19 protein-coding genes are annotated in these 16,440 nt (G+C 56.8%); all 19 read left to right on the top strand.

Annotated elements, in window-relative coordinates:
* Positions 1-75: 75 nt before the first annotated feature.
* The 19 genes from lepB to ACYVM5_RS03910 all read left to right on the top strand — a co-directional run bounded on the left by lepB (position 76) and on the right by ACYVM5_RS03910 (position 16,370).
* Positions 76-1,227 carry a S26 family signal peptidase gene (gene lepB, locus ACYVM5_RS04000; RefSeq protein ID WP_460616877.1) on the top strand — a complete coding sequence of 384 codons (1,152 nt, stop codon included), beginning with the start codon at positions 76-78 and terminating at the stop codon, positions 1,225-1,227.
* A 276-nt stretch (positions 1,228-1,503) separates the two neighbouring features.
* Positions 1,504-1,902 carry a 30S ribosomal protein S8 gene (rpsH, locus tag ACYVM5_RS03995; RefSeq protein WP_068191741.1) on the top strand — a complete coding sequence of 133 codons (399 nt, stop codon included), beginning with the start codon at positions 1,504-1,506 and terminating at the stop codon, positions 1,900-1,902.
* Between the two features lie 27 nt (positions 1,903-1,929).
* Positions 1,930-2,484: a 50S ribosomal protein L6 gene (gene rplF / locus ACYVM5_RS03990; protein WP_201985281.1), complete on the top strand. Its 555-nt coding sequence runs from the start codon at positions 1,930-1,932 to the stop codon at positions 2,482-2,484.
* A gap of 9 nt (positions 2,485-2,493) precedes the next feature.
* Positions 2,494-2,844, top strand: a complete 351-nt coding sequence (gene rplR, locus ACYVM5_RS03985) for a 50S ribosomal protein L18 (protein WP_196291017.1) — start codon at positions 2,494-2,496, stop codon at positions 2,842-2,844.
* A 90-nt stretch (positions 2,845-2,934) separates the two neighbouring features.
* A complete protein-coding gene (rpsE, locus tag ACYVM5_RS03980; RefSeq protein ID WP_035567955.1) occupies positions 2,935-3,426 on the top strand; it encodes a 30S ribosomal protein S5 in 492 nt (163 codons plus the stop codon).
* Between the two features lie 5 nt (positions 3,427-3,431).
* Positions 3,432-3,611: a 50S ribosomal protein L30 gene (gene rpmD, locus ACYVM5_RS03975; protein WP_190925707.1), complete on the top strand. Its 180-nt coding sequence runs from the start codon at positions 3,432-3,434 to the stop codon at positions 3,609-3,611.
* Positions 3,612-3,624: 13 nt separating this feature from the next.
* Complete coding sequence (rplO, locus tag ACYVM5_RS03970) at positions 3,625-4,074, top strand: 50S ribosomal protein L15 (protein WP_196291018.1); 450 nt, start codon at positions 3,625-3,627, stop codon at positions 4,072-4,074.
* Positions 4,075-4,089: 15 nt separating this feature from the next.
* Complete coding sequence (secY, locus tag ACYVM5_RS03965) at positions 4,090-5,409, top strand: preprotein translocase subunit SecY (protein ID WP_198067464.1); 1,320 nt, start codon at positions 4,090-4,092, stop codon at positions 5,407-5,409.
* Between the two features lie 8 nt (positions 5,410-5,417).
* Positions 5,418-6,203, top strand: coding sequence for a type I methionyl aminopeptidase (gene map / locus ACYVM5_RS03960; RefSeq protein ID WP_460616876.1), 786 nt, complete (start codon positions 5,418-5,420; stop codon positions 6,201-6,203).
* A 5-nt stretch (positions 6,204-6,208) separates the two neighbouring features.
* Positions 6,209-6,427, top strand: a complete 219-nt coding sequence (gene infA, locus ACYVM5_RS03955; protein ID WP_035567874.1) for a translation initiation factor IF-1 — start codon at positions 6,209-6,211, stop codon at positions 6,425-6,427.
* A 21-nt stretch (positions 6,428-6,448) separates the two neighbouring features.
* A complete protein-coding gene (gene rpmJ, locus ACYVM5_RS03950) occupies positions 6,449-6,565 on the top strand; it encodes a 50S ribosomal protein L36 (protein ID WP_046246595.1) in 117 nt (38 codons plus the stop codon).
* A gap of 111 nt (positions 6,566-6,676) precedes the next feature.
* A complete protein-coding gene (rpsM, locus tag ACYVM5_RS03945) occupies positions 6,677-7,054 on the top strand; it encodes a 30S ribosomal protein S13 (protein WP_196291020.1) in 378 nt (125 codons plus the stop codon).
* 87 nt (positions 7,055-7,141) lie between these two features.
* Positions 7,142-7,534 (top strand): 30S ribosomal protein S11, encoded by a 393-nt coding sequence (rpsK, locus tag ACYVM5_RS03940; RefSeq protein WP_035567868.1) that lies wholly within the window; start codon positions 7,142-7,144, stop codon positions 7,532-7,534.
* A gap of 26 nt (positions 7,535-7,560) precedes the next feature.
* On the top strand, positions 7,561-8,166 hold the full coding sequence (gene rpsD, locus ACYVM5_RS03935) for a 30S ribosomal protein S4 (protein ID WP_196291021.1): 606 nt from the start codon (positions 7,561-7,563) through the stop codon (positions 8,164-8,166).
* Between the two features lie 90 nt (positions 8,167-8,256).
* Positions 8,257-9,246 (top strand): DNA-directed RNA polymerase subunit alpha, encoded by a 990-nt coding sequence (locus ACYVM5_RS03930; protein WP_460616875.1) that lies wholly within the window; start codon positions 8,257-8,259, stop codon positions 9,244-9,246.
* Between the two features lie 170 nt (positions 9,247-9,416).
* Entirely contained in the window at positions 9,417-9,980 is a 564-nt protein-coding gene (gene rplQ / locus ACYVM5_RS03925) for a 50S ribosomal protein L17 (protein ID WP_460616874.1), read from the top strand.
* A gap of 245 nt (positions 9,981-10,225) precedes the next feature.
* Positions 10,226-11,497, top strand: a complete 1,272-nt coding sequence (gene eno / locus ACYVM5_RS03920) for a phosphopyruvate hydratase (RefSeq protein ID WP_460616873.1) — start codon at positions 10,226-10,228, stop codon at positions 11,495-11,497.
* Between the two features lie 75 nt (positions 11,498-11,572).
* Positions 11,573-11,890 (top strand): FtsB family cell division protein, encoded by a 318-nt coding sequence (locus tag ACYVM5_RS03915; protein ID WP_460616872.1) that lies wholly within the window; start codon positions 11,573-11,575, stop codon positions 11,888-11,890.
* Between the two features lie 109 nt (positions 11,891-11,999).
* Positions 12,000-16,370: a CARDB domain-containing protein gene (locus ACYVM5_RS03910; protein ID WP_460616871.1), complete on the top strand. Its 4,371-nt coding sequence runs from the start codon at positions 12,000-12,002 to the stop codon at positions 16,368-16,370.
* The last annotated feature ends 70 nt before the right edge of the window (positions 16,371-16,440 follow it).

Genomic DNA, 16,440 nt, shown 5'->3' with positions numbered 1-16,440 from the left:
TAGTGATTCGTTAACACGTACTATAATATCTAGAGTAGCGTTGAGAACGAATCCGTGATTCATAATCTGCAACCCATGCCGTTCATCCGCCGCAAGCCACCTATCAAATCCACGCCGCCCAAAACCAAAACCCGGGAGTGGGCCGACTCGCTGATTTTTGCGGTGGTGGCCGCCACGCTGCTGCGCTGGTCGGCGGTGGAAGCCTACACCATTCCCTCCGAAAGCATGGAGGGCACTCTGCTGGTGGGCGATTACCTGTTCGTGAGCAAGCTGCACTACGGCCCCATCACGCCCCAAACGCCCTTGCAGGTGCCCCTAACGCACCGAACCCTCTGGGAAAAAGGCCCACAAAGCTATTCCAACCTTATTCAGCTGCCCACCCACCGCTTCCCGGGGTTCAGCTCGGTGCAGCGCAACGATATCGTGGTCTTCCATGTGCCGCACGAGCCGCAGCGCCCCGCCGACCTGCGCACCAACCTCATCAAGCGCTGCATCGCGGTAGCCGGCGATACGCTGGAAATCCGCAACGGCCAGGTGTTCCTCAACGGCCAGCCGGGCGCGGTCGCCGGCCAGCCCCAGACCACCTACTTCATGGCCGTGCCCGCGCCCAACGATGAAATCCGCCAGGCCCTGCGCGAGCACGGTGTGTTCGATTACCGCGAACCCGATGGCATTCCCCAAGTCGTGACCGACCCGGCCACCGGGCAGTCGGGCTTCGTCATTAGCTGCCCCGCCACGGTGGCCAGCTACTTCCGCCAGCAGCCTTACGTGAAGTCTTTGACCGTGCTGCCCTACGAGGTCCAGCTATTCCCTGATGCGGCTGACTTCGATGTCTCCACCGCCGCTAGTGCCGCGCCCAACCATTGGCAGCTCGACCAGTACGGCCCGCTGCCCGTGCCGAAGAAAGGCCAGACCATCACCCTCACGCCGGCTAACGCGGCAGTCTACTACAAAATCGTGTCGCAGTACGAGCACAACCAGGTCATTAGCTGGAAGGATGGCATGATTCAGCAAAATGGCCAGCCGCTCACCCGCTACACCGTTAAGCAGAACTATTACTTCATGATGGGCGACAACCGCCACAACTCCGAGGACTCGCGCTTCTGGGGTTTCGTGCCCGAAGACCACATTGTGGGCAAGGCCATCTTCGTCTGGCTTTCTCTTGACCCAAACGCCGACTTCCTGCACAAAATCCGGTGGAGCCGGCTGTTCCGTTCCATCAGCTAATAGCTAGATTCAGCTCTGTTCTCCAATATAGCAGCTAGCATAGAGCAGGAATTTTCGCACTGCTCTTGCAAAAGCCCTGTAAGCCTGCTACCTTTGCACTCCCAAAACCTGAGGCTTGCCTCAAAACCATTTGGCAGGTTGCCAAAAGAAACCATTGGCCGGACCGTCGCCGGACGTGCCAAGTAGTCTTAACCGAAATTTCGTTGGTCCCGTTGGGCACCCGGCGAAATTTTCTTATCTTTGCGCTCCGAAAAAAGCGGACGTATTTAATAAATAATGAACACTGACCCCATTGCCGACTACCTGACCCGGGTACGCAACGCCATCAAGGCGAACCACCGGGTGGTAGAAATCCCGGCCAGCAACATCAAAAAGGAAATCACGAAAGTGCTGTACCACAAAGGGTACATCCAGTCGTACCGTTTTGATGATTCGTCGGTTCAGGGCACCATCAAAATCGCCCTGAAGTACAACCCCACCACGAAGGCTCCCGCCATCACCAAGCTGCAGCGCGTTTCGACGCCCGGCTTGCGTCAGTACGTGGCCGCCGACAACCTGCCCCGCGTCCTCAGCGGCCTGGGTGTGGCCATCATCTCGACCTCGAAAGGCGTGATGACGGAGAAAGAGTGCAAAACCGAGAACGTGGGCGGCGAGGTGCTGTGCTACGTGTACTAGTCCGGAACCGCTTTAGCAAATTCAATTATGTCACGTATTGGTAAACTGCCGATTTCCGTCCCCGCCGGGGTCGCTATTTCGGTCGACAACAACAACGCGGTGACGGTGAAAGGCCCCAAAGGCTCGCTCACTACGCAAGTAGACCGCGACATCACCGTAGCCATCGAAGACGGTACCCTCACCGTAACCCGTCCCACCGAGCAGAAGCGCCACAAGGCCATGCACGGCCTCTACCGCTCGCTCATCAACAACATGGTGACCGGTGTTAGCGCTGGTTTCGAGAAGAAACTCGAGCTCGTAGGCGTAGGTTACAAAGCCTCGCTCGTGGGCAGCACGCTGGAACTGGCCCTCGGCTACTCGCACAACGTGTACATCGCCCTCCCCGGCGAAGTATCCGCTACCGCCGTAACCGAAAAGGGTAAGAACCCGATTGTGACGCTGAACAGCATCGACAATCAGCTGCTGGGCCAGGTGGCCGCCAAAATTCGTTCGCTGCGCAAAGTGGAGCCCTACAAAGGCAAAGGTGTGCGCTTCGTGGGCGAGATTATCCGTCGCAAAGCTGGTAAAACGGCCTCTAAATAAGTTCGCATCATGGCATTTGATAAAGCAACTCGCCGCAAGCGGATTCAGCGCATCATCCGCACGAAAGTGTCCGGTACCACGGAGCGTCCGCGCCTGTCGGTGTTCCGCAGCAACACGGGCATTTATGCTCAGATTATCGACGACACGACCGGCCGCACGCTGGCTGCCGCTACGTCGAAAAAAGTAACCGCCGAAGGTGGCAATGGCGTGGCCCTGGCCGCTGCCGTAGGCCGTCAGGTAGCCGCGGTTGCCTTGGAGAAAGGCATCACGAAAGTGGTGTTCGACCGCTCGGGTTACCTCTACCACGGTCGCGTAAAATCATTGGCTGAAGGTGCTCGCGAAGGCGGCCTCAATTTCTAAACTATCATGGCGCAAGAACGCGACAACAATCGTCCTGGCGGAGACCGTCAGCGCAGCAACGACCGCGACCGGAACAAGGACAACTCCCGCATGGGTGCTGACTCCGACTTCAAAGAAAAAGTAGTAGCCATCAACCGCGTTGCGAAGGTGGTGAAAGGCGGTCGCCGCTTTAGCTTCTCTGCCATCGTGGTAGTAGGCGACGGCAACGGCAACGTAGGCTACGGCCTCGGCAAAGCCAACGAAGTAACCGACGCCATTGCCAAAGGCATTGACGACGCTAAGAAGAACGTGGTGAAAGTGCCGATGTACAAGCACACCGTTCCTCACCTCATGGAAGGCCGCTACGGCGGTGGTTTCGTGCTCATCCAGCCGGCCGCTGCCGGTACGGGTGTAATCGCCGGTGGTGCTATGCGCGCCGTGTTCGAGAGCGCCGGTATCAAGGATGTGCTGGCGAAGTCGAAAGGCTCGTCGAACCCTCATAACGTGGTGAAAGCGACGTTTGCAGCCCTCGCCAAAATGCGCGACCCGTTGCAAATCGCTCAAGCCCGTGGTATTTCTTTGGCCCGCGTTTTTAACGGTTAATTGACATGGCACAAATTCAAGTAAAGCTCGTGCGCAGCGCCATTGACCGCCCCGAGCGTCAGAAGCGCACCGTTCAGTCCCTCGGCCTGAACAAACTCAACAGCACCGCTACCCACGAATCGAACCCGTCCATCCTGGGCATGGTGAAGAGCGTGCAGCACCTGCTCCAAGTAACCGAACTGTAAGACTATTATCGTCATGCTTAATCTCAGCAATCTATCGCCCGCCTACGGCTCGACTAAAAACGAGAAGCGGATTGGCCGGGGCGAAGGCTCCACGCGCGGTGGCACGTCGACCCGTGGTCACAAAGGCGCCAAGTCGCGTTCGGGCTACAAGCGCAAGTCCGGCTTTGAAGGTGGCCAGATGCCCCTCCAGCGCCGTGTGCCTAAGTTCGGCTTCACGAACATCAACCGCGTCGAGTACAAAGCCATCAACCTCGATGTGCTCGCTGGCCTCCTCGAGAAGAACAGCGCCACCACCCTAGATGCCGCTTACTTCGTGGCCGCCGGTCTGGTTTCGAAAAACGCCAAAATCAAAGTTCTCGGCCGCGGCGAAATCGCCACTGCTGTGGAAGTTCATGCTCACGCCTTCTCGAAATCGGCTGTTGAAGCCATCGAGAAAGCTGGCGGCAAAGCGGTAACGCTCTAATAGCTACCTTCGGCAATGAATAAGTTTATCGAGTCGATAAAAAACATTTTTGCGATTGAGGATTTGCGTACGCGAATCCTCAATACGCTTTTCTTCATTGCCATCTATCGCCTAGGCGTTTACGTGGTGTTGCCGGGCGTTGACCCCACGCAACTCAAGACCGGCGCCCAAGGCTTGTTTGGCATTCTGGATACGCTGCTCGGCGGCGCATTCAGCCACGCGTCCATCTTCGCGCTGGGCATCATGCCGTACATCTCGGCGTCGATTGTGTTGCAGCTGCTCACCATCGCCGTGCCCTACTTCCAGAAACTCCAGAAGGAAGGCGAGTCGGGACGTAAGAAAATTAACCAGTACACCCGGGTTCTCACGATTCCGATTGTATTGGCCCAATCGGTTGGCTTCATCGCCACGATTAACGCTGAGGCCATCATCAATCCCGGCACGTTCTTCACCGTCTCGACCATGATTATCATCACGGCCGGCACGTTGTTCTGCATGTGGCTGGGGGAGAAAATCACGGACAAAGGCATCGGCAACGGTATCTCCATGATTATCATGATTGGCATCGTGTCGCGTCTTCCGGGTGCCATCATCGGCGAAGCGGCTGCTAAAGGCGTGAACAAGTCCCTCATCTTCCTGCTGGAAATGGTGGTGTTGTTCCTCGTAGTAATGGCCGTTATCGTGCTCACGCAGGCGGTTCGCCGTATCGCGGTGCAGTACGCTAAGCAAGTAGGTGGCACTACGCAGCTGGACGCCCAGCGTCAGTTCATTCCCCTCAAGGTGAATGCGGCCGGCGTAATGCCCATCATCTTCGCGCAGTCGCTGATGTTTGTGCCCGCCATCGTGGCGTCGGTATGGCAGAACCAGAGTGATACCGCCAGCTACATCGGCGTGAAGTTTTCGGACTACACTTCGTGGCAGTACAACCTGACTTTCGGCCTGCTGATTATCATCTTCACCTACTTCTACACGGCCATCAGCGTCAATCCTAACCAGATTGCCGATGACCTGAAGCGGAGCGGTGGTTTCGTGCCCGGTGTGAAACCCGGCCGCGATACTTCGGAATACATCGATGAAATCCTGACGCGCATCACCCTGCCGGGTGCCGTGGCGCTGGCTCTCATCGCCATATTCCCTGCGCTGGCGCTGTTGCTGGGCGTAACCCGTCCGTTCTCGGCTTTCTATGGCGGCACGTCGCTCATCATCATGGTGGGTGTGGTGCTCGACACGGTGAACCAGGTGCAGAGCTACTTGTTGATGCAGCACTACGACGGCATGATGAAATCGGGTAAGCTGCGCGGTCGCACGGCCCAGCCCATTTCCATCGCCTCGTAATTAGCGCAATGGCAAAAGGTCCGATTCAATACAAAACCGAAGAAGAGATTGACCTCATCCGGGCCAGCGCCCAACTGCTGGCTAAAGCTCACGGCGAAGTCGCGAGCATGGTGAAGGAAGGAGTGACGACGCGGCAGCTCGATAAGCGCGCGGAGGAATTCATCCGGGACAACGGCGGGGTACCGTCCTTCAAAGGCTACAATAAGTTTCCCTACAGCCTGTGTCTCTCGCCGAATTCGGTGGTGGTGCACGGGTTCGCCACCGACGAGCCGCTGAAAAGTGGCGACGTGCTATCGGTGGACTGCGGGGTTTTCCTGAATGGTTTTCATTCAGATAGTGCTTACACCTACCCAATCGGGGAGGTGGCGCCGGAAGTGCTGACGTTGCTGAAGGAAACCAAAGCGTCATTGTACAAAGGCATCGAACAAGCCGTGAGCGGCAACCGCGTGGGCGATATCAGCTACGCTATCCAGAACCATGTGGGCCCATTGGGCTACGGGGTGGTGCGCGAGTTGGTGGGCCACGGAGTTGGCGCGAAGCTTCACGAAAGCCCCGATGTGCCGAACTATGGCAAGCGGGGTTCCGGGCCGCTCTTGCAAACGGGGTTGGTCATCGCCATTGAGCCGATGATAAACCTGGGCAAGAAAGATGTGGTGCAGGAGGCGGATGGCTGGACTATCCGTACCCGGGACCGCAAGCCCTCGGCGCACTTCGAGCATACCGTAGTAGTTAGAAAAGAAAAGGCGGAGATTCTCACCTCCTTTGAATACATCGAAAAAGCATTGCAGCAGTAGCCCTTATGGCAAAACAAGCCTCGATTGAGCAGGACGGAACCATCCTGGAAGCCCTCTCCAACGCCATGTTCCGCGTGGAGCTGGAGAATGGTCACCAGCTGATTGCCCACATTTCGGGCAAGATGCGGATGCACTACATCAAGATTCTGCCCGGCGACAAGGTGAAGCTGGAAATGTCGCCCTACGACTTGTCGAAGGGCCGGATTAAGTATCGTTATAAATAAACCCGTTTCCCTTCACAGGTCATGAAAGTAAAAACCTCGGTGAAAAAGCGTAGCGTGGACTGCAAACTGGTCCGCCGTAATGGCAAGCTCTACGTCATCAACAAGAAAAACCCGCGCTTCAAGCAGCGTCAGGGTTAATTCAATTTTTAGAACCCCGGAACCTTGGGTACTGGGTCGTTGGTTGTTAGCCTTCGGCCCGCCTTCCAAGTAGTTGCCGGGTTTCTGTCCGCAAACACATAACCACACACAATGGCTCGTATCGCAGGGGTTGATATCCCGGACAACAAGCGCGGCGAAATTTCGCTGACTTACATTTTCGGCATTGGCCGGAGCAACGCCAGCAAGATTCTGGTAAAAGCTGGCGTCGACGTCAACAAGAAGGTGAAGGACTGGACCGACGAGGAGTCGGGTGCAGTTCGTGCCATCATTGCCGCCGAGCATAAGACTGAGGGCGTGCTGCGCTCGGAAGTAACGACGAACATCAAGCGTTTGATGGACATCGGCTGCTACCGTGGCCTGCGTCACCGCAAAGGTCTGCCGGTTCGTGGTCAGCGCACCAAGAACAACTCGCGTACCCGCAAGGGCAAGCGCAAAACGGTGGCCGGCAAGAAGAAGGCAACCAAATAAATTCACACGGGAATCGGAGCTGGCAGTTGCGAGTAAATTACTCGCGCAGTCAGCTCCAACACCTCCCGCATTTTTTGCGATAACCAAATGGCACAAAAAAGAAAAGACAAAGCCAAGAAGCGCGTTGTCGTGGTGGAGCAGGTGGGCCAGGTACACATCCGTGCCTCGTTCAACAACATCATCATCTCCATTACCAACAACAACGGTCAAGTTATTTCGTGGGCTTCGGCCGGCAAAATGGGTTTCCGTGGTTCGAAGAAAAACACGCCCTACGCCGCTCAAATGGCGATGAGCGACTGCGGCAAAGTGGCCCACGACCTGGGCATGCGCAAAGCCGAAGTATTTGTGAAAGGTCCAGGCTCGGGCCGTGAGTCGGCCATCCGCGCCCTCGGCAACGTGGGCATTGAGGTGACCACCATCCGCGACGTAACGCCGCTGCCGCACAACGGCTGCCGCCCCCCCAAGCGTCGTCGCGTTTAGTTTTCCACTTCAGAAATTAGATTACAATGGCACGTTATACCGGCCCTACCTCAAAAATTGCCCGTCGCTTCAACGAGCCGATTTTCGGCCCGAGCAAAGCGCTCAACAAGAAAGCCTATCCTCCGGGCCAGCACGGCCGCGGCCGTCGCAAGAAGCAGTCGGAGTACGCTGTCCAGCTGATGGAGAAGCAGAAGGTGAAGTACATGTACGGCATGTTGGAGAAGCAATTCGAAAACCTGTTCCACAAAGCAGCAGCGCTCCCCGGCATTACCGGTGACAACCTGCTCGCCCTGCTGGAAGCCCGTCTGGACAACGCTGTGTACCGTTTGGGCATTGCCTCGACGCGTCGCGCTGCTCGCCAGCTCGTTGGTCACAAGCACATCACCGTGAATGGTGAAGTGGTGAACATCCCTTCGTACCACCTCCGTCCCGGCGACATCGTGGCCGTGCGCGAGAAGTCGAAGTCGCTGGAAGCCATCACCACGAGCCTGTCGGTTCGCAACTCGCGCCAGTTCTCGTGGCTGGAGTGGGACGGCAAGGAGTTGGCTGGCAAGTTCCTCAACGCTCCCGCCCGTGAGCTGATTCCGGAGAAAATCACCGAGCAGCTCATCGTCGAACTGTATTCGAAGTAAGTAACGCTACTGGTAGCGGCCCGGCAGTTTGTCGGGCCGCACTTGTGCTTATACTTCACCAATTTTTTTCAAATTTTTTACGCCCCACATATGTCAATCTTAGCTTTTCAGATGCCGGAGAAAGTGGTGATGGAGAAATCCGACGACTTCACCGGGACGTTTGAATTTAAGCCGCTCGAGAAGGGCTACGGCGTCACCATCGGCAATGCGCTGCGTCGCATTCTGTTGTCGTCGCTGGAGGGTTTCGCCATCACGTCGGTGCGCACCAGCAGCGTGCTGCACGAGTTTTCGACCATCGAAGGGGTGATTGAGGACATGTCCGAAATCATCCTGAACCTGAAGATGGTCCGCTTCAAGAAAGTGAGCGACGCCATCTCGGATAAAATTACGGTGCGCGTGAAAGGCCAGGAAACCTTCTCGGGCGCTGATATTGCCAAGTTCGCCAGCGGTTTCGAAGTACTGAACCCCGACCACGTGATTGCCCACCTCGACCCCAGCGTAGAGCTGGAGTTGGAGCTGACGATTGCCCGTGGCCGTGGCTACGTGCCCGCCGACGAGAACAAGCCGGCTGACCAGGTTTTCGGTCAGATTGCCATCGATGCTATCTACACGCCCATCAAGAACGTGAAGTACAGCATCGAGAACACACGCGTGGAGCAGAAGACGGACTACGAGAAGCTCGTTATCGAGATTCAGACCGACGGTTCGATTCACCCGGAGGAAGCACTGAAAGGTGCGGCCAACATCCTCATTCAGCACTTCATGCTGTTCTCGGACAACACGATGACCCTCGAAGGTCCGCGCGTGACCGAAGACGAGCCGATTGATGAGGAAACCATGCAGATGCGCAAGATGCTCAAGACTCCGCTGGAGGACATGGAGCTCAGCGTACGTGCCAAGAACTGCCTCAAGGCTGCCGACATCAAAACGATGGGCGAATTGGTGCAGCTCGAAATCGCCGACATGATGAAGTTCCGCAACTTCGGCAAGAAGAGCCTTACCGAGCTGGAAAACCTCGTTGAAGAGCGTGGTTTGGAGTTCGGCATGGACCTGGGCAAGTATCGACTGGACGAAGACTAGAATATCGATTAAAGATGTGCTGATTGGCTGGACTTGTCCGGCGGGTTAGCACATCTTCTTTTTTTATCCATTTACTATTTCACCAGTGTGCCCCAGGGGCAGCGGTTCTAATGAGGCCTTAAGGCCCGCCGTGGTCGCCGCCCGCAAGCACACATTTTTTCAAACGACCGATGCGTCACGGAAGAAAAATCAACCATCTGGGTCGGACTACCGCCCACCGCCACGCCATGTTGTCGAACATGGCTTCGTCGCTCATCCTGCACAAGCGCATCACCACGACCGTGGCGAAGGCGAAAGCTCTCCGCAAGTACGTAGAGCCGATGCTGACCAAGTCGAAGGAAGACACGACGCACTCGCGTCGTATGGTGTTCGCCGCGCTGCAAGACAAAGAGTCGATTAAGGAGCTGTTTGGCAACATTTCGGGCAAAATTGCTACCCGTCCCGGTGGCTATACCCGCATCCTGAAGCTGAGCGATACCCGTCTGGGCGACAACGCCGAGATGTGCATCATCGAGCTGGTGGACTTCAACGAGACCCTGATTGAGTCGAAGCAGGCTGCTTCGGACAAGGCTGCTGCTGGCACTACCCGTCGTTCGCGTCGTGGTGGTAAGAAGGCTGCTGGCGATGCTGCTACTTCGGCTACTGAAGTGAAAGCTGAAGTTGCTGCTGCTCCTGCTGCAACTGAAGAAGCTGCTCCGGCTGCTGAAGCCAAGGCTGACGAAGCCGGTGCTTAATTCGTAGCTAAAGCTGCTAAATGAAAAGGGATGCTCCGAGAGGGGCATCCCTTTTTTTGTGCGAAAAAATTTGGGCAATTGCAGCAAACCGTATTGCGTGCCAAGGCAGATTCAATCGTTAGCACAAGCCATTGTTGTTACCATTGAAGCGGCTGCAAAACGTTCTTTTAATGTTGGAATCGTGCTTATACGGGCTGATTCGCGTACGTTTGCAGCGTATTTAACTGTTTACAAAACGACTTGCTATGAGCTTCATCTCGCAAATTCACGCTCGCCAGATTTTTGATTCCCGCGGTAATCCGACGGTAGAAGTTGATGTAACGCTCGACTCAGGTGTGGTAGGCCGCGCAGCGGTTCCATCGGGTGCCAGCACGGGCAAGCACGAAGCGGTAGAGCTGCGCGATGACGACAAGTCCATGTACATGGGCAAGGGCGTGCTGAAGGCTGTGGAGAACGTGAATTCGCGCATTGCGGAGGAACTGGTGGGCTTCTCAGTGTATGAGCAGGCGCTGCTCGACAAGATTATGCTGGAGATGGACGGCACGCCCAACAAGGCTAACCTTGGTGCTAATGCCATTCTGGGTGTGAGCCTGGCCGCCGCCCGCGCTGCAGCGCAGGATGCCGGGATGCCGCTGTACCGCTACATCGGTGGTGTAGGGGCTTCGACGCTGCCGGTGCCGATGATGAACATCCTGAACGGTGGCTCACATGCCGACAACTCGATTGACTTCCAGGAATTCATGATTATGCCGACGGGTGCTTCTTCTTTCTCGGAAGCGCTGCGCTGGGGCACGGAGATTTTCCACCACCTGAAGAACGTGCTGAAGAAGCAGGGCTTCAGCACCAACGTGGGCGACGAGGGCGGCTTTGCGCCGAATATTAAGTCGAACGAGGACGCTATTAAAATTGTGTTGCAGGCCATTGAAACGGCCGGCTACCGTCCGGGCGAGGATGTGTTCATTGCGATGGATGCGGCTGTTTCGGAGTTCTACGAGGATGGAGTGTACCACTTCAAAAAGAGCACCGGCGATAAGCTGACTTCGAGCCAGATGGTGGACTACTGGGCTGATTGGGTGAAGAAATACCCTATCATCAGCCTGGAGGACGGTATGGACGAGGACGACTGGAGCGGCTGGAAATCCCTCACGGAGCGCGTGGGCAAGCAGACTCAGTTGGTGGGTGATGACTTGTTCGTGACCAATGTGGACCGTTTGCAGCGTGGCATTGATGAAGGCATCGCCAATGCCATTCTCATCAAGGTGAACCAGATTGGTACGCTCACGGAAACCATTAACGCAGTGAATCTGGGCCGCCGCAACGGTTACAAGTCGGTGATGAGCCACCGCTCGGGCGAGACGGAGGACAGCACGATTGCCGACCTGGCCGTGGCTCTGAATACCGGTCAGATTAAGACGGGCTCGGCTTCGCGCTCGGACCGGATGGCTAAATACAACCAGTTGCTCCGCATTGAGGAGGAACTGGGTGAGGTGGCTTACTTCCCCGGTAAGAAGATGTAATTATTTCAGTGATTAAGAGCACAAACGGCCAATTTCGCATTAGCGGAATTGGCCGTTTGTATTACCTTTATATCGATGAATCTACCTTTCTTCGTTAGCCCGATACTTCGGGTAGTGCGCAGCTTCTATTTTCTGACCGGCGTGGGCTTTTTAGTCTGGATGCTGGTGTTTGATGCCAACGATGTGGGCAAGCAGTTCGACATCTACCAGAAGTGGAAAGAACTGCGTAACGAGAAGCAATACTATCTCGACAACATTGAGGTGGTAAAAAAAGAACGGGCCGAACTGATGAGCTCGCCGGCGTTGCTGGAAAAGTTTGCGCGGGAAAAATACCTGATGAAGCGCCCTGGTGAGGACGTATTCGTACTGGTGCCCCAAAGCGAGAATCAATAGCGGGAAATTTCGGTAACGCAACGGTATAACAATATTGTTGTGCGAAATCTGTTGTCCCGCCACTTCTGACATTACTACTAATTCCTTTTTCATTCCTAAACCTTTTCACATGAAGCAATCCTACAATGCGATTTTCCGGACACCTATGCGCTGGTGCATATTGGTGGCCGTGCTGCTCTGGAGCCAACTGGCGAATGCGCAGACCTACCTGCTGCCCACTTCGGGCATTACTACCGTAACAACCTGCGCGGGCACACTCTATGACGATGGCGGTGCTTCGGGGGCCTATTCGACCAACGCGCTCGGGGGCACTACGCTGATTCCCGCCACGGCCGGCAATAAAATCCGCCTGCAATTCAGCCAGTTCAACATTGACCCGTACTACGACGTAGTGCGGATTTATGACGGCAGCTCGACTTCGGCACCGCTCATCGGCGAGTACACCAACTACAACCTGCCCCCGGCGTCGGTGTATGCGACCAACGCAACGGGCAGCCTGACGGTGGTGCTCCAGAGTGACTACTACTACAGCCTGAGTGGCATTGAGGCGGCTGTGTCGTGCGTAACGACGGTACCGCTGGCCGATTTGGCCGTGCAGGGTGCTTCGGTGAGCCCGCTGAGCACGGTGGCTGGCAATACGGTGTCGCTGAGCTGCTCTATTTATAACATCGGGGCCGGGGTGGCCAGCAGCAGCAGTGTTGGCTATTATTTCTCGACGGATGCCACGCTGGATGCCAATGACGTGCTGCTAGGCAATTCGACGGGTTACTCGTTGAACCCGGGCTTGTCGAGCAGCCGCTATACTTCGGTTACCATTCCGGCTACGACTGCCCCGGGCAGCTACTACATCCTGTTTGCCGGTGATTACCTGAGCCAAGTGACTGAGAGCAACGAAAACAATAACGTGGCCTCGGTGAACGTGACGGTAACGGCACCCAGCATTGACCTGACTATTCTGCAGCCTTCGGTGACGCCAACGACTACGGCCGTGGGCACACCGATATCCATGAGCTGCTACATCCTGAACACGGGCAATGCCACGGCTACCAGCAGCAGCGTTGGTTTTTATATTTCGACCAATAATACGTTGGATGCCAACGATATTTTGCTGACTTCGCAGTACGGTGGTTCCCTCACAACGACGTATTCATCTTCGCGCTACGGTACGGCCGCAATTCCGACGGGCCTGACGCCAGGCACCTACTACATTCTGTTTGTGGCCGACTATCAGGGCCAAGTAACGGAAACCAACGAGACGAACAACGTGGCATCTGTTGCCGTTACGGTAGCGCCTCCCGGTGTGGATTTGATAGTGCAACAGCCTTCGCTGTACTACACCTCAACCGTGGCCGGCGGCACGGTGCAGGCTTCGGCATCGATATACAACCAAGGCAACGTGACGGCTACGAGCAGCACGATGGGTTTTTATCTCTCGACCAATACTACGCTTGACGCTAACGACGTGCTGCTATCGACCGTAACGGGCGGCTCGTTGGCCGCTAACTTGTCTTCGTACCGCTCGGCCAACCTGACGGTGCCGGTGGGCACGGCGGCAGGCAGCTACTACGTGCTGTTTGTGGCCGACCCCACGAACGTGGTGACGGAAACCAACGAGACCAACAACGTAGCCAACACCACCATCCAGGTAATTGCGCCGACGATTGACCTGTCAGTGACGTACCCCTACGTTTCGCCGACGACGGTAGCGGCAGGGGGCAGCGCCAGCGCTTCGTGCTACCTCAATAACCTGGGCAACGCTTCGGCCAGCCCCGCGAATATCAGCTTTTACCTGTCGACCGACAATACCTTCAGCACGAACGATGTGCTGGTGGGCAGCCAGACGAATTCTTCGCTGTACGGCGGCGGTTACCTGAGCATTTACTCGACCATCACAGTGCCGTCGGCTACGGCTTCGGGCACGTACTACCTGCTGTTTGTGGCTGACCCGGCTAATGCCGTAACGGAAACCAACGAGAACAACAACGTGGCCAGCACCACCCTGCAGGTGACGGCTCCGGGCATCGACCTGCAAATGAGCCAGACGTATGCTTCGCCTTACACTATTGGAGCCGGTGGCACGCTAAGCCTGAGCTCGTATATCTACAACACGGGTACTCTTGCATCGCCGAGCAGCACCGTGGGCTACTACCTCTCGACGAACTCGACGCTGGATGCCAACGATGTATTGCTGAATACCGTGACTGGCAGCCAGCTGGCAGCTGGTACCAGTTCGTATCGGACGGCTTCGGCTACTGTTCCAGTGGGTACGGCCGCCGGCTACTACTACGTACTGTTTGTGGCTGACCCGGCCAATGCCGTGACGGAAACCAACGAGACCAACAACGTAGCCAACACCACCATCCAGGTAATTGCGCCGACGATTGACTTGTCGGTGACGTACCCCTACGTTTCGCCGACCTCAGTGGCAGCGGGAGCGAGCGTAAGCGCTTCATGCTACCTCAACAACCTGGGCAATACTGCCGCCAGCCCAGCGAACATCAACTTCTACCTGTCGACGGACAACGTGTTCAGCACGAACGATGTGCTGGTGGGCAGTCAGCCAAATACCTCCTTGTATGGCGGCGGTTACCTGAGCATTTACTCGACCATCACGGTGCCGGCAACTACGGCTTCGGGCACGTATTATGTGCTGTTTGTGGCCGACCCAACCAACGCGGTGGCCGAAACCAACGAGAACAACAACGTAGCCAGCACCACTCTGGTAGTGACGGCTCCGGGCATCGACCTGCAGATGAGCCAGGTGTATGCCTCGCCTTACACCGTTGGCACGGGAGCAACGCTGAGCCTGACCTCGTATATCTACAACACGGGCTCGTTGTCGTCGCCGAGCAGCACCATCGGCTACTACCTGTCGACGAACTCGACCCTGGATGCCAGCGACGTGCTGTTAACCACTGTGGCCGGAGGTTCGCTGTCGGCTGGTTTGAGTGCTTACCGGACGGCTACGGCTACCATTCCGACGGCAACGGCCCCGGGCTACTACTACGTGCTATTTGTGGCTGATCCGGCCAATGCCGTGACGGAAACCAACGAGACCAACAACGTGGCCAGCACCACCATCCAAGTAACTGTGCCGAGCATCGACCTGCAGATTACGCAGCTGTACATGAACCTTACGTCGGTAGCACCTGGTACTTCGGTTGCGGTTACTTCCTACGTCTATAATGCGGGCAATACGTCCTCGCCGAGCAGCAACGTAGGCTATTACCTCTCGACAAACTCGACGCTGGATGCCAACGACGTGCTGATGAGCACAACTACTGGCGGCCAGCTTGGAGCTTACCAGTCGTTGACCTCGTATGGCAACGTGACCATCCCGACGGGTACCACTGCCGGCAACTACTACCTGCTGGCGGTAGCCGACCCCACGAACGTGGTGACGGAAACCAACGAAACCAACAACGTAGCCTATTACTACTTCACGGTAACGGGCCCCTTCACGGGTACCATTGTGCCTTACTCGGGCACCAATACCGTAACTACCTGCAGCACCACGGTGTATGACCACGGCGGATTCGGCAACTATTCGGACAATGCCAACGGCACGCTGACCATCAACCCCGGCACGGCTAACAGCCGCATTCAGCTTTCGTTCAACTCGTTTGCAGTAGAATCCTGCTGCGACCGTTTGATGATTTACGATGGTCCGGACGCGCAGTCGCCGCTGCTGGCTACGCTCACGGCCATGCCGTCGCTACCCATTATGGCTACCAACTCGACCGGTGCCCTGACGCTGGTGTTCACGAGCGATGGCAGCGTGACGGCCTCGGGCTTCGATGCCGCCGTGACTTGCGTAACTGCTCCCACGATTCTGCCTGACCTGCTGCTGACGCAGATTGGAGCTTCGCCTTCGTCGGTGCCCGCTGGTGGCAACCTGTCGCTGAGCGCTACCGTGGCCAACCAGGGCGGTGGCTCGGCGGCCAGTTCGGCTGTGGGCTATTACCTCTCGACCAACCAGACGCTGGATGCCAGCGACGTGCTGCTGGGCAGCAGCGCCGGTACCTCGCTGGCAGCCACGGTAAGCGCCAACCGTCAGCTGGTAGCCGCCGTGCCGGCCAGCACCACGCCGGGTGCTTATTACGTGCTGTTTGTGGCCGACCCGCTGAACGTGGTAGCCGAAGCCAACGAAACCAACAACCTCGCGTCCCTGGCCGTGACGGTAACCACCGGGCTGGCCAGCCGCGAGCAAACCGCTGGCTACAGCGTGGCGGTAGCGCCCAACCCCGTGGCCAACGGCAATACCCTGCGCGTGCAAATGACCGGTGTGGGCGCAACCTGCACGGCTTCGGTGGACTTGTACAACGCCCTGGGGCAGCGGGTGAACTCGCAGCAATTGCAGCTGGGTACCGGCCGCGCCAATCAGGCCGAGATTTCGACGCGTGGCCTGGCTACCGGGGTGTATGTGTTACACCTCACCGGCACGAACCTGAACGTGACGCGCCGCGTGGTAATCGAATAACCTGCGCAAGCTAACCGGGCCCACCAGGGACTGGAGCGGGGGCGGCGGCCCGGACATTGGTCCGGGTCAG

Source organism: Hymenobacter ruber (assembly GCF_054783255.1).
This window is presented reverse-complemented; position numbering and strand designations above follow the sequence as displayed.